The sequence below is a fragment of the Gilvibacter sp. genome (assembly GCF_965601605.1).
Lineage (GTDB): Bacteria > Bacteroidota > Bacteroidia > Flavobacteriales > Flavobacteriaceae > Gilvibacter.
In genome coordinates this window covers 103,675-116,749 of the sequence record NZ_CBFCWJ010000017.1, presented here as the reverse complement: position 1 = coordinate 116,749, position 13,075 = coordinate 103,675, and the positions used below count along the sequence as shown (strand labels likewise).

General features: G+C 43.0%; 12 protein-coding genes and 1 pseudogene. 3 read left to right on the top strand and 10 right to left on the bottom strand.

What is annotated here, in order from left to right; all coding sequences use genetic code 11:
• Positions 1 to 322: 322 nt before the first annotated feature.
• The 3 genes from ACSLP7_RS04710 (at position 323) to ACSLP7_RS04700 (ending at position 3,716) form a co-directional block, all read left to right on the top strand.
• The gene (locus ACSLP7_RS04710; RefSeq protein WP_435578245.1) at positions 323 to 1,228 is read left to right on the top strand and encodes a NifU family protein; all 906 of its coding nucleotides are present in this window, start codon (positions 323 to 325) and stop codon (positions 1,226 to 1,228) included.
• A 108-nt stretch (positions 1,229 to 1,336) separates the two neighbouring features.
• Positions 1,337 to 1,537 (top strand): dodecin family protein, encoded by a 201-nt coding sequence (locus ACSLP7_RS04705; RefSeq protein WP_291185282.1) that lies wholly within the window; start codon positions 1,337 to 1,339, stop codon positions 1,535 to 1,537.
• Between the two features lie 64 nt (positions 1,538 to 1,601).
• Entirely contained in the window at positions 1,602 to 3,716 is a 2,115-nt protein-coding gene (locus ACSLP7_RS04700) for a thioredoxin domain-containing protein (protein ID WP_435578244.1), read from the top strand.
• On the opposite strand, the gene tsaB is transcribed toward ACSLP7_RS04700, so the two are convergent.
• From tsaB to ACSLP7_RS04650, 10 genes and pseudogenes are all read right to left on the bottom strand, one after another.
• Positions 3,713 to 4,372 (bottom strand): tRNA (adenosine(37)-N6)-threonylcarbamoyltransferase complex dimerization subunit type 1 TsaB, encoded by a 660-nt coding sequence (tsaB, locus tag ACSLP7_RS04695; RefSeq protein ID WP_435578243.1) that lies wholly within the window; start codon positions 4,370 to 4,372, stop codon positions 3,713 to 3,715. The genes ACSLP7_RS04700 and tsaB overlap by 4 nt on opposite strands.
• A gap of 6 nt (positions 4,373 to 4,378) precedes the next feature.
• On the bottom strand, positions 4,379 to 5,665 hold the full coding sequence (locus ACSLP7_RS04690) for an efflux RND transporter periplasmic adaptor subunit (RefSeq protein WP_435578242.1): 1,287 nt from the start codon (positions 5,663 to 5,665) through the stop codon (positions 4,379 to 4,381).
• 3 nt (positions 5,666 to 5,668) lie between these two features.
• A complete protein-coding gene (locus ACSLP7_RS04685) occupies positions 5,669 to 7,111 on the bottom strand; it encodes a TolC family protein (protein ID WP_435578241.1) in 1,443 nt (480 codons plus the stop codon).
• Between the two features lie 63 nt (positions 7,112 to 7,174).
• Positions 7,175 to 8,335: an efflux RND transporter periplasmic adaptor subunit gene (locus ACSLP7_RS04680; RefSeq protein WP_435578240.1), complete on the bottom strand. Its 1,161-nt coding sequence runs from the start codon at positions 8,333 to 8,335 to the stop codon at positions 7,175 to 7,177.
• 30 nt (positions 8,336 to 8,365) lie between these two features.
• Positions 8,366 to 9,625 (bottom strand): annotated as a pseudogene (locus ACSLP7_RS04675) (ABC transporter permease).
• Between the two features lies 1 nt (position 9,626).
• Entirely contained in the window at positions 9,627 to 10,871 is a 1,245-nt protein-coding gene (locus ACSLP7_RS04670) for an ABC transporter permease (protein WP_291185261.1), read from the bottom strand.
• Positions 10,864 to 11,571, bottom strand: a complete 708-nt coding sequence (locus ACSLP7_RS04665) for an ABC transporter ATP-binding protein (protein WP_435578239.1) — start codon at positions 11,569 to 11,571, stop codon at positions 10,864 to 10,866. Before ACSLP7_RS04665 ends, ACSLP7_RS04670 begins: the two co-directional genes overlap by 8 nt.
• Positions 11,572 to 11,688: 117 nt before the next feature.
• Positions 11,689 to 11,916, bottom strand: a complete 228-nt coding sequence (locus ACSLP7_RS04660; RefSeq protein ID WP_435578238.1) for a hypothetical protein — start codon at positions 11,914 to 11,916, stop codon at positions 11,689 to 11,691.
• The gene (locus tag ACSLP7_RS04655) at positions 11,916 to 12,449 is read right to left on the bottom strand and encodes a DUF420 domain-containing protein (protein ID WP_435578237.1); all 534 of its coding nucleotides are present in this window, start codon (positions 12,447 to 12,449) and stop codon (positions 11,916 to 11,918) included. The genes ACSLP7_RS04660 and ACSLP7_RS04655 overlap by 1 nt, the downstream gene beginning before the upstream one ends.
• Positions 12,446 to 13,075, bottom strand: coding sequence for an SCO family protein (locus ACSLP7_RS04650; RefSeq protein ID WP_435578236.1), 630 nt, complete (start codon positions 13,073 to 13,075; stop codon positions 12,446 to 12,448). The genes ACSLP7_RS04655 and ACSLP7_RS04650 overlap by 4 nt, the downstream gene beginning before the upstream one ends.

Here is a 13,075-nt window from a genome sequence, read left to right as displayed (position 1 = left end):
GCTTTAAGCCTTACCTTAAGTACGTTAGAGCCTTACAAGAAACTGAGATATTCTGACAATCGCAATTAATTGAGGGCCTAATACTGGGTGAAAAGTAGAAAGTTCTTAAACCTACTTCGGCATAAACAATACTTATACAACAGTTTAACGGCAAAAAACCCGAAGTGGTTCCTAAATTTTCTTAAAATCCCAAGCGGTTGAAAGCCATTTATTTCGCAAGACAAGCAATCGGGAAAAATTAACCTAAAAATGAACTAGAATTGCGCAAAAATACTTGAAGAACAAGTCGAGCATTTCGTAATTTTGCACAAAAGTTATTCGCATGGAAAATCGTCGTGTCACTGTAGAGCCAACTTCACAACCGGCCATTGTCAAATTTGTCACAGATACCTTCCTGACCCAGTCAGAAAGTTTTGAATTTGCCAATATTGACGAATCGGGACGCAGCCCACTGGCTAAGGAATTGTTCTTTTTACCTTTTGTAAAGACCGTGTACATCTCACAAAACTTTGTGGCTATTGAACGCTACAACATAGTGGAGTGGAATGAAGTTCAAGACCAAGTGGCCGATCAAATTGCGGAATATCTCGAGTCCGGTAAACCGGTAATCACCGCTGCGGAGGCACCTAAGAACGTTCCTGTTTCTGTTTATGCCGAGGTAACTCCTAACCCAGCGGTAATGAAGTTTGTTGCCAACAAAACTTTGGTGAACGACACCTACGAATTCAAAACCTTGGAATCTGCAAAGAACGCTCCTTTAGCACTGCGTTTGTTCCGCTTTCCTTTTGTCAAGGAAGTCTTTATGAGTGGAAACTATATTTCCATTATGAAATTAGAGGGGATCGAATGGCAAGAGGTCACTCAAGAACTTCGTGATTTTATCACCCAATACGTAGCTCAAGGCAAGACCATCTTAGACGATGCGATCCTTACAGAAGAACGCACTCCAGAAGCCCAAGTGGTTCCTGTAAAGCCGCAAGAGTTGGAAGGAATCTCCAAAGAGATCGTTGAGATCTTAGATGAATACGTAAAGCCTGCAGTTGCTGGTGACGGTGGAAACATCGCTTTTGATTCTTATGACGCTAACACCAAGACCGTAAAAGTGATTCTACAAGGCGCTTGTAGTGGTTGCCCATCGAGTACCGTTACCCTAAAGAACGGTATTGAAACCATGTTGCGTGAAATGCTTCAAGGCAAGGTTTCTTACGTAGAAGCGATCAACGGTTAAAAGCCTCTTTTTTCGACCAAATACATCTAGGTTAAAAATACCTTACTCCCCTGCCCGATTGGTTCTGGGTAACACTACTTTGGTACTGTAATACTAAACAAAAGAGTTATGGCAGTTTTAAAAGTAATCGAGGTTTTATCTAATTCTAACGAGAGTTGGGAAGATGCAACTAAGAACGCGGTAAAGCAAGCGGGTAAAAGTGTAAAAAACATTCGTTCGGTATATGTCCAAGAGCAGAGTGCAATTGTAGACGGAGATGAGGTTACTGAATTCCGTGTGAATGTTAAAATCACTTTCGAGGTCAAATAGACTTTGAAATTCGCTAAATTTATGCGCCATATCCTCACGGGTATGGCGCATTTTAATTCTACCCATGTACAAGTCATTTCTCTTGTCGATCCTTGCCGGTTTATTACTCCTCGCCTGCAATTCAAATCCTAACGCTGTGGAAGACTACGCTTACACCAATTCGCTGATCCATGAGACCAGCCCTTATTTGTTGCAACACGCTCACAACCCAGTGGACTGGTATGCCTGGAACGATTCTACCTTAGCTAAGGCCAAACGAGAGAACAAACTCATGCTTATTAGTGTGGGATATGCCGCTTGTCATTGGTGTCATGTGATGGAACGCGAGTCTTTTGAAGATACTGCTGTAGCTGCAGTTATGAACGCGAACTTCATCAACATTAAAGTAGATCGCGAAGAACGTCCCGATGTAGATCAGATCTATATGAATGCCATCCAGCTGATGAAAGGTCGCGGAGGTTGGCCACTGAATGTTATTGCCTTACCTGATGGTCGCCCTGTTTGGGCAGAGACCTATGTGGCCAAGGAAGAATGGAAGCGTGCCTTATCGCAGATTCAAACTTTGTATGAAGACAGTCCCGAACGCTTGGTGGATTATGCCGCGCGATTGGAAGCAGGTATAAAATCCTTGGATCTGGTCCAGATCAATCGGGATGAGGTAGATTTTTCTGCCCTCAAGACAGACAGTATTGTTACCGCCTGGAGCAGTCGTTTTGATGAGAAGGATGGAGGAATCGCTCAAGCGCCCAAATTCATGATGCCAAACAACTATCATTTCTTCTTGCGTTATGCTGTGGAAACTGAAGACCAGGATCTTCTAGAGTTTGTAAAGCTCACGCTTAAGAAAATGGCCTTTGGTGGTGTTTATGATCAGGTCGGAGGTGGTTTTGCCCGTTATTCTACAGACATGCGCTGGCACATTCCGCATTTTGAGAAAATGCTCTATGACAATGGGCAATTGGTGAGCCTGTATAGTGACGCTTATTTGGTGGATCCGAATCCACTTTACAAAGAGATCGTCTATGAGACCTTGAACTATATTAATGATGAAATGACCCATGAATCAGGAGCGTTTTATTCTTCTTTAGATGCAGACAGCAAGAGTCCAGACGGTGAATTAGAAGAAGGCGCCTATTATGTCTATACTGAGGCGGAGATTGATTCGCTGATAACGGATCGTCCTGAACTGTTTAAATCCTATTACAACATTAACGATTACGGCAAATGGGAAGAAGAAGGCTCTTACGTATTGATTCGACAGGAAACAGATGAAGAATTCACAGCAGCTAACAACTTGAGTCAAGCAGAACTCAATGGCCTGAAATCCCTTTGGAAAGAAAAACTAGGAGTCTATAGAGATACGCGTCCAAGACCCGGTTTGGATGATAAGAGCCTCACCTCTTGGAATGGGCTCATGCTCAAAGGTTATCTAGATGCCTATCGAGTTTTTAGAGAACCTAACTTTTTAGCCGCTGCAACTAAAAATGCAAACTTCATCAAAGACCAACAAGTGAAAGCAGATGGCGGTCTTTGGCACAGCTATAAAGACGGCAAGAGTACCATTAACGGTTATTTAGAAGATTACGCAGCGGTAATTGACGGATTTATTGCGATGTATGAGACCACTTTTGATCAGCAGTGGTTGGATCTTTCAAAACAACTTATGGAGTATGCCCAAACGCATTTTGGGTATACGGATTCCCGCTTGTTTTATTTTACTTCTGATGAAGACGCTCAGCTGGTGAGCAGAAGCATCGAGTATCGAGATAATGTGATCCCTGCTTCCAATTCTATTATGGCGCATAATCTTTTGAGATTGGGACATTACTTTGACCAATCCGATTGGATCAAAGACGCTCAAACGATGTTGCACAATGTGCTGCCAGAAGTATCGGCTTATCCAAGTAGTTTTAGTAATTGGTTGCAATTGGGACGCAACTTTCAAAATGAATTTTATGAACTCGTAGTGGTTGGCCCAGAGGCAGAAGCTGTCTTAGCAGAGATCAATAAAACCTATATCCCCAACAAAATGATTGCAGCAAGCAGTAGCAGCAGTGATGCTCCTCTTTTGAAAAATCGTTTTATTGAGGGCGAGACATTTGTTTACGTCTGTGTAAACAATACCTGTAAGTTACCGGTAAGAACTGCGGAGGAAGCCCTACCGCTCATGGGCTACTAACCCGGCTGGAAGGCTTTGAGATAGTCTGGTTCAAAGTAGGCCAAATCGGCAAAATCACCTGCTTCATATTTGGCTTGGGCTAAAGCAATCAACTCCTTGGCAGAAGGCAGCTTTCCATTGACAAATCGTGCGTTTTCATGAGTGCAAATTTCTGAGAATTTCTCATTGGCGGTGCCTATGAAAGTTACTGGGCCTTGACTCAAATAATCAGAAAAACTTTCAGCATCTAAGATTTGTGGTTGCACGGGAACCAACTCTTGATAGCTATGGTCATAAACGGCTGTATAAGCTTCCATACGGCGCGCGTCCAACATGGGGATCAAATGCCCTTGATCTGCACTTAACTGTCGCACCAAACTATCTAAGGTTCCAATTGTAATCAAAGGAATGTCTAAGGCAAAGCACAAGCCTTTTGCAGCGGATACTCCGACTCTGAGGCCTGTGTACGAACCTGGACCAGCACTCACGGCAACGGCATCCAAGTCTTTTTGAGTAAGACCCGCTTCTTTGAGGACCTCATCAATATAAACGTGTAATTTCTCGCCGTGAGAATACTTGGAGCCATAGTCTTCTTTGACCAATACCTCACCCTTGGAATCGACAACAGCCACCGAACAATTCGTGGTGGCTGTTTCTAATGCCAGTATTACTGCCATAGTATTTTATTCTTCGCTATCTGGTTCTGCGGAGAAATCTGATTCTTCTTTGATCGCATCACCACATTTGAGCAATTTAGTTACTGTATTATACGGACCAGTTACTACTACGTCACCTTCTTGTAGTCCAGAAATGATCTCAATGTTAGAATCATCTTGAATTCCAGTTTCTACCACACGCAATTTGGCTTCTTCACCAGATTTGACGTAAACGGTTTCAAACTTCTCTTGGTCTCCAGACTGCGTAGTACGCGCTACTGGACCACGAGTACAGGTAGTATCCGTCTTTACCACAATAGCACTGATCGGCACACCAATAGCCTTTTCACGCTTGTTGGTAATGATATCAACTGTGGCGGTCATCCCAGGACGGAAAGGTGAAAAGAACTCAGGCTTGCCTTCTAGGAGATCTTGATAAGAACTCGGAAGGATACGCACCTTAACTTTAAAATTAGTCACCTGATCTGCAGTCAAAGTACTTTCTGCAGAGTTGGCGATCTCTGTAACGATCCCCTTGAATTCGCGCTTTAAATAAGCATCTACCTCAACTATAGTAGAATCTCCAAGAGATACTTTTACAATATCGTTCTCATTCACATCTACCTCAACTTCCATATTAGAAAGATCTGCCACACGCAAAATCTCCGTACCTGCCATTTGAGCGGTACCTACTACGCGCTCTCCCAGTTCAGCGTCCAATTTAGAAATGGTACCGTCCATAGGCGCGTAAATAGTGGTTCTGCCCAAGTTATCACGACTCTGTTTTACAGAGGCCGCAGCACTTTGTACATTATAAAAAGCAGATTGTTTGTTGGCTTGAGCCACTTCATATTCCTGTACGGAACGGTCCCAATCTTGCTTAGAGATCACTCCTTTTTCAAAAAGTGATTTATTTCTGTTATAGTTCAACTCAGCATTTTTCAGGCTCGCTTCTGCCTGTGCTAAATTGGCACGAACACTCTGCAAACTCGCTTGAGTTTGGTTCAAAGCCGCCTGAATCAAGTCTGGATTGATGCGAAGCAACAAATCACCTTTATTGACTTGTTGACCTTCTTTCACCAAAAGCTCGATGATCTCACCAGATACTTCAGAAGAGATCATTACCTCTACCTCCGGCTGGATCTTTCCAGTGGCTGCCACCGTTTCTACGATGTCAATAGGTTCAATTTCAGTGAGTTCTACCTTGCGGTAATCGCCATCACCACCAATGGTACCTGATTTGCGTAGCATTATCAAAGCGATTAGTCCAAGGACTAAAACGGCAACAATGATGATTAGTGTTCTTTTACTCATGGTTTAGAATTTTAGCTCTGTAGCTGGGATTCCGAAGTAAAGTTCCAGAACCTTCAGCCTAAAAATATAATCGTATTTAGAACGGTTGACCTCAATCTGGGCGTTGTCATAACGCAACTTGGATTGACTAAAGTCAAACGCATTGGTAATACCAACATCGTAGCGATCCTTAGCGTATTGATACGCCAATTCCTGCGATTCCAAAGCAACGATTGCTGCTTCATATGCTTTTTTAGAACCCTCTGCATCAACATAAGCCTGATATACATTAGACTCTAGGTCGAGTTTCGCTTGCTCTAACAAGAACTCTTGACGCTTTAAGTTCACTTTACGGCGCTTTACGTTGTTACGCGTAGAAAAGCCGTTAAAGATAGGTACATTCATTTGTAAACCATATGAAATACCATCATTTAAGTACAATTGATCTATAAAGGAACGCGGCGGTAATTCCTGCAGAATTGTGTTTGGAACAATTGCAGATACGGTTTGCCCGGTCTCATTTACAAATCCGATTTCTTGCACGCTGGTAGGATCGTTTGGATCTACCACACGAGAGAACTGAGATAGGTCAGACTCACGAGTGTTGTAGTTAAAGAAAGCGTTGATCGTTGGATAATAGTTACTTCTAGCAATCTGTAGATCTTTTTGTGCTAGATCTACATTGGCCTGAGCGATCTTCACCTCACTACGATTCTCCGTAGCTGCCTGGAAGATTTCAGAAGCGGTTTTTTCAATGATGCCTTCATCAACAAGGTTATAACCTTCATCTTCAATATCAAAGCTGGCATAATCATCTAAAAGTAATAGCTGCGCTAAACTGATTAAAGAAATCTTTACCGCGTTCTCCGCAACTACAATATTTTGCAATTCTGTTGCATTGGTGGCCTGAATCTCCAAAAGGTCTCCTTTAGGAAGAATACCTCCGTCTACCAATTCTTGCGTTTGTGCAATGGATTGTTGCGTTACTAGATTCTGAGCTTTCAAAGCGTTTACGTTTGCTTTGTTCAATAGAATCTGCAAATAGCTATTGGCAACCAATAAGGAAATGTCATCTTTCATTCGAGACAGTCCGTAATCGGCTGCAAGCTTCGCGATCTTAGCGCGTTGCATGGTGCGCAGGTTTTGCAAACCGGCAAACACACGAACTCCGGCGTTAACTCCCAAAGAGAAGTTTCGCGAAGTTTGGGTCTCCAAGATCCCCGTAGTAATATTTTGAGAAAGACCTGTGTTCCAGAAGTTGGATGCACTACCGTTTAAAGTCGGTAAATAGTTTCCAAAAGCGTCAACTTTATCAATTGCCGCATTCTCAATATCGAGCATACTTTGCTTGATGGAAATGTTGTTTTCCAAAGCATAGGTTACACATTCTTTTAACGTCCATTTTTTCTGACCAAAGGCCAAAGTGCTTATAAAAAGCGAAAGGAAAAGGACAACAATCTGCTTCATAATCAGTGTTAATTGTTGAATAAGTCTATGGATAGTCAAATGTGTTACACAAAGGTAACGAAATTAGCGGCCGCCAAATTGAGCAACCGGCTTGAGTTGATTCCAAACTTTGATTTTATCTTCTTTTGTAATTCCAGATTTTACCTCTACTTGGATGCCATCACTAACGCCCAATTCCAGGTCTCTACGCTCAAATTGCTGATCTCCTACCTCAACCTCAACAAAAGGAAGTTGGGTCTTAGGGTCGTATTGAACCAGAGCTTCTTTAACTGCCATAACGCTATCTGCGCGGGCAAGAATAATAGAGGCATTGGCACTTAAGCCTGCTCTAATAAAGGTAGAGTCAATCTTAGCTAAAGTACCTTTGATTTCAAACTGAATTGCTCCATTTTCTGCAACTCCTTTAGGCGCGATATAATCCAATACTGCATCAAAAGTAGCGTTCTCAATGGCTCCCACGGTGATCTCCAACGGAAGGTCTTCTTTAATCTTTCCAACTTCACTTTCGTCTACCTTTCCTTCAAAGATCATTTTCTCTACATCGGCGAGGGTAGCAATAGTGGTACCGTCGTTGAAGTTGTTGGCTTCAATTACTTGGTTTCCTGTTTTGACAGGAACGTCCAATACCATCCCAGAAACCGTCGCGCGGATCTCTGTGTTGGCTGCCGTACCTAAACCAGCGGTTGTACCGGTTTTGATGATGTCAAAATTCTGACGGGCTGCATTTACGTTCACTTGTTCAGCGCGGTAACGCTGTTCTGCTTGGTTGTAGGTAATTTGCGCATTGTCAAACTCGTTTGCAGAGATCACCCCTTTGTCAAAAAGACTTTTTTGACGATCGTAGATGTTCTTTTGGTTCTCAAAGGCCAATCGCGCAGCATCTAATTGAGTTTGCGCCGAGCGAATACTGTTTTGAGCCGAGTTTAATGCAGAAACGTTAGGAACAACTTTTACCTTGGCGATTAGGTCTCCAGCGGCAACAAAGTCTCCAGCTTCTACAAAGATCTCATCAATGATTCCAGAGATATTTGGTTTGATAAGTACTTCTTCTTTGGGAACAATACTCCCTGTGGCCACAGTTTTCTTTACGATACTCGATGTAGTGGCTTGTTCGGTTTGATATACTACCGGATCCTCTTTATCCTTTAAATAGATATAGCGGATCCCGAATATAAATCCGACCAATATCAGACTGAGTACTACGATGGTTCCTTTTCGTTTCATGATTTTTGAATTATTGTCTTGGTATTACGGTTATTCAATGCGCAAAGCATCTACTGGTTTCATTTGAGTGGCGCGCGTAGCTGGGATCAATCCGGCTAAGAGTCCAGAAATGATCAAAATGCTCAACGCGATTATAATTACGCCGATCCCCACACTAGGGTTGGCAAAGTTTTCTACAGGACCTACGTTGTCTAAAACGGTATTCATGATCCAAATGATTCCGAGGCAAAGGAAATACCAACCATTCCGGAGATGATAGTCAGTACTAAGGATTCCTGAAGTACCTGAGAACGAATGTTCCAAGGAGAAGCTCCTAGAGCACGTCTCACACCAATTTCTTTGGTACGTTCTTTTACTACGATGAGCATAATGTTACTGATCCCAATAACTCCGGAAAGCAACACTAAAGCGCCAACAAAATAGCCTACTACAGTTAGGATGCCGAACAAGCCTGTGATCTTGGCGAACTCTTCCGCCAAGTCAAAATGCCCGATTGCACGCTTGTCCTCTGGGTGTACCGTTCTGAGTTCACGCATCATGGTCATAATACGTGGCTTGACGCTGGTGATGCTTACATCATCATGAGCGGTGATGGCCATCCAACCCACATTATCCGCTCTGTTAAAGGCTTGTGAGAAAGTGGTAAATGGCACATAGATAGTATTAGCCTCTTGTTCGTTATCTCCTTGCGAATTCGCATTTTTAAAGGTTCCCACCACCAAGAAGTTAATGCCGTTGATTTTGATATAGCTTCCAATGACTTCCTCGCCTTTATCGTATAGGGAGCGGATCACATCTTGACCAATTACCGCGATTTTACGCTTAGTTTCAATGTCTGAATAGCTCAGAAAACGCCCTTCCATGATATCCAAAGGCTGTTGGTTGATAAACTCCGGATAGTCTCCGTAGATATCAAAAGCACCTGTCTTTTCATTGCGCGTTACATTGTTGGATCCTCTAAAACCACCCAATTGGTTGCGCGGAGAGACATATTTAAGTTCTGGGATATTGTCTTTCAGGGCTTGAACATCACTCAACTTAAAGTTGAAGAATCTACCCTTAGGCAATCCTTTATAAGGCATAGAAGTTCCTTGAGACCACATAAAAATGGAATTGGTCGCAAAGTTTCCAAAGTCTGCTTGCACCCCCATTCTTAAGTCCGTTGGTCAGTGCGAGCAACAGTACTAAGATGAAGATCCCCCAAAACACTCCAAAGGCAGTCAGGAAGGTTCTGAATCTATTGGCGTTTAAAGCCTCTAATATTTCGTTCCAACGATCTCTGTTAAACATCTTATTCGTCTCTTAAGGCTTCTATGGGTTTGATATTGGCAGCGCGTCTGGCCGGAATGAATCCAGCTAAGGCACCTGCAGCGATCAATACAAAAACAGTAGTGATCGAGGTATTGAAATCTACTTGTGGGGATTTGATAAAGTCGGTCTCCGCATAAGGAGCAACCAATTCTAAAAGGCCAACTCCGGCAAACAAACCGATAAATCCAGCGATAGCAGTAATAAAGATCGCTTCTTGCATGATCATTCCAATAATGGATCCAGGCAAAGCTCCAATGGCTTTACGAATACCAATTTCTTTAGTGCGTTCCTTAACTACAATGAGCATAATATTGCTCACTCCCACTACTCCAGCAATGATAGTTCCAATTCCGATGAACCAGAATACGGCTCTAATAGTATCAATAAGACCGTAGATCTTTTTGGCTTCTTCTAAAGTGTTGAATACGCGAACGGCGCTACGGTCGTCTGGCGCTACCGTGTGTCTTGCCTTTAGGTCAGATTCTAAGCTTTCTGCCATGGCTGTTGAAAGCGCCACGGCTTCGTCAAAGTTCTCTGACATCTTTACGGTATAGGCAATGGAACGCAAACGGTCTCCAGCATTGAAAACACCTTGTGCGGTAGTCACTGGAATAAACACGCGGTTTTCTTCACGGCTTCCTCCTGGATCTGAAAAGACTCCTACTACCAAAAAGTTGATCCCAAAGATCTTGATCTGCTTTCCAACAGCATCTTCTCCTTTAAAGAGGTCGAGTTGGATCTGATTCCCGATCACGGCGATCTTGGCTACTTGATCCAAGTCACTTTTGTTGATGAATCTCCCGTTGACCATGGTTTCATTTTCAATGAACTGCTGATCTGGATCTGATCCTTCAATGCGGTAGTTTCCTGATTCTTTACCGTAGGTCACTTGCCCGCCCCAAAGGGAGTACAAGGAAGTGCGGTATTCTATCTGTTCTTCGTATTTCTGATTGAGACTTTGATAATCTTCATTGCGCAATTGCACATAACGCCCAGGGTTAAGGCCTTTGTGCTCTTTGGAAGTTACACCTGTCCATATGGAGATACGGTTGGTAGCATCTTCTTCAAAAGCTTCGCGGACTCCATTGGAAATCCCAGAATTGAATCCGAGCAGGATTACCAAAATAAAGATCCCTGAGGCTACTGAAAGCCCCGTGAGGAAGGTTCGCAATTTATTCTTGCGAATGGTTTCAAATATTTCTTCCCAGCGTTCTAGATTAAACATGAGCTGGATTTTTGGCGCGTACCTGTTCTACAACTTTATCATCGAGAATCTTGCCATCCTTTAGATGCACAATGCGCTTACACATATGGGCGATATCATCCTCGTGAGTAACTACCAATATCGTCTTGCCTTCATCATTAATTCCTTGAATGAGTTCCATTACTTCATAGGAAGTCTTGGTATCCAAAGCTCCTGTAGGCTCATCGGCTAGAAGAACTTTCGGGTCACTAGCCAAGGCTCTGGCAATGGCCACACGTTGCTTTTGCCCACCACTGAGCTCACTAGGCAGGTGAGTCGCCCAATCAGCCAAACCTACCTTTTCCAAGTAGTGCATGGCCTTTTCTGTGCGCACAGAACGCTTTACTCCTTGATAATACAAAGGCATAGAAACATTGTCTAAAGCACTTTTGTAGGTGATCAGATTAAAACTTTGAAAAATGAATCCGAGGAATTGGTTGCGATAGCGCGCAGCAACTTTTTCATTGAGGTTTCTGATGGGTACATTGTCTAAATGATAGGAGCCCAAATCGGCCTCATCGAGCATACCCAAAATGTTCAAGAAAGTAGACTTTCCAGAACCTGAGGAACCCATTATGGCGATCATCTCGCCTTCTTTCGCTTCGAAATTAATGCCTTTAAGCACATGCAAGGAATTACTCCCCATGTGATAGGACTTATGCAGATCATTGATGGCTATCATAGCAATGCACCTTATGGTGTTGATTAATGAAGCCGCCTTGTTGTTGGTTACTTGACGGTCTTGGTAAATAGACCGCTAAATAAGAGTTTTGTTACAGGGGAGAATATTAAGGTCTTGTTAATTTTTAGCCTCTTGTCTTTTTCTTCGGCTGCGATAGATCACATAACCCAGTCCACCCATTAATATATAAGGTATGGCCATTAGGTAAACGATTCCGTTATTGATCCCACGGGCTGCGCTTTGGGTTTCCTCACTTTCCAATACGGCACGACACATGGCGCACTGCGCATCTACATCCGCAGAATAAAGAAGGAACACTACCAATAAAAGGATCAACTTTCGCATTAGGCTGGATAATAAGGAGAGATCATAAAATAAACAATAACACCAGTAACCGCTACGTACAACCAGATTGGGAAAGTGATCTTGGCCAATTTGCGGTGTTTGTCAAACTGCTCTGACAAGGCGCGCACATAGGTGAATAGCACTAAAGGAATAATACCAATAGATAGTGTGATATGACTAATTAGGATAAAGTAGTAGACGTATCGAATCACACCTTCCCCACCGTATTCTGCACTGTCTGAGGTCATGTGATAGGCCACGTACATCACTAAAAAGAGCGCAGACAAAGCTATTGCAGTCTTCATGAGGGCCTCATGTGCCTTTCGGTTACCGTTTTTAATTTGGATTACCGCCAGGATAAGTACTACCGCAGTGATGCCGTTTATTCCTGCGTAGATCGGAGGCAAGAATCCAAGACGTTCCACTCCTGGAATTCTAATCCCGAAGAGCACAGCAACGGCCAAAGGAATGGCAATTGAAAGTGCCCAGATTAATTTTTTATACTTCAGTTCTGAGTTTGGGGAGGTGCTCATTGGTCTAATAGTTGTTTGATGTCGTCTTTGAGCAATTGAATTTGCTCCAAGTCCGTTCCGTTATAATATACAATTGGGTTGCCGTATTCATCAATACGAGAGCGGATATTCCCGTCTTGATCAATAAGCGCAAAAAAGCCGGAGTGCTCAAAGCCACCCGCGGCAGTATCGTCTTCATTGACATAGAGATTAAAACCGTTATTGGCCAATTTGTGGATGGCTAATTTGTCACCAGTCATTAAATGCCAATTGGGATTGGTAATTCCATAGTTCTCGGCATAGGTTTGTAATACTTCCGGGGTATCGTAGGTTGGGTCTATACTAAAGGACGCAACCCCAAAACTCGGGTTGCCAAAAAACTCATCCTGAAGCTTCACCATATTTCGGCTCATTACAGGACAAATCGTGGGACAAGTCGTAAAGAAAAAATCAACCACATAAACCTTGCCTTCGTAGTTGGCATTGGTAATGGTCTCTCCGCGTTGGTTGGTAAACTCAAAGGCGGGCACAGGACCAATAGTTGCGAGTTCTTGTTGATTCACACTCCCGACAATTTTAGGCACAGCCCAAATTCCGAAGATGAGAATAATGAAAGAGATTCCTATATAGGAGTAGGATTTATTCAT

Bases quoted from the DNA above. Each gene is read 5' to 3' on its own strand.
- ACSLP7_RS04685 (WP_435578241.1), bottom strand. From the start codon at position 7,111: ATGAAGCAGATTGTTGTCCTTTTCCTTTCGCTTTTTATAAGCACTTTG.
- ACSLP7_RS04710 (WP_435578245.1), top strand. From the start codon at position 323: ATGGAAAATCGTCGTGTCACTGTAGAGCCAACTTCACAACCGGCCATT.
- ACSLP7_RS04665 (WP_435578239.1), bottom strand. From the start codon at position 11,571: ATGATAGCCATCAATGATCTGCATAAGTCCTATCACATGGGGAGTAAT.
- ACSLP7_RS04655 (WP_435578237.1), bottom strand. From the start codon at position 12,449: ATGAGCACCTCCCCAAACTCAGAACTGAAGTATAAAAAATTAATCTGG.
- ACSLP7_RS04705 (WP_291185282.1), top strand. From the start codon at position 1,337: ATGGCAGTTTTAAAAGTAATCGAGGTTTTATCTAATTCTAACGAGAGT.
- ACSLP7_RS04670 (WP_291185261.1), bottom strand. From the start codon at position 10,871: ATGTTTAATCTAGAACGCTGGGAAGAAATATTTGAAACCATTCGCAAG.
- ACSLP7_RS04680 (WP_435578240.1), bottom strand. From the start codon at position 8,335: ATGAAACGAAAAGGAACCATCGTAGTACTCAGTCTGATATTGGTCGGA.
- ACSLP7_RS04650 (WP_435578236.1), bottom strand. From the start codon at position 13,075: ATGAATAAATCCTACTCCTATATAGGAATCTCTTTCATTATTCTCATC.
- tsaB (WP_435578243.1), bottom strand. From the start codon at position 4,372: ATGGCAGTAATACTGGCATTAGAAACAGCCACCACGAATTGTTCGGTG.
- ACSLP7_RS04690 (WP_435578242.1), bottom strand. From the start codon at position 5,665: ATGAGTAAAAGAACACTAATCATCATTGTTGCCGTTTTAGTCCTTGGA.
- ACSLP7_RS04700 (WP_435578244.1), top strand. From the start codon at position 1,602: ATGTACAAGTCATTTCTCTTGTCGATCCTTGCCGGTTTATTACTCCTC.
- ACSLP7_RS04660 (WP_435578238.1), bottom strand. From the start codon at position 11,916: ATGCGAAAGTTGATCCTTTTATTGGTAGTGTTCCTTCTTTATTCTGCG.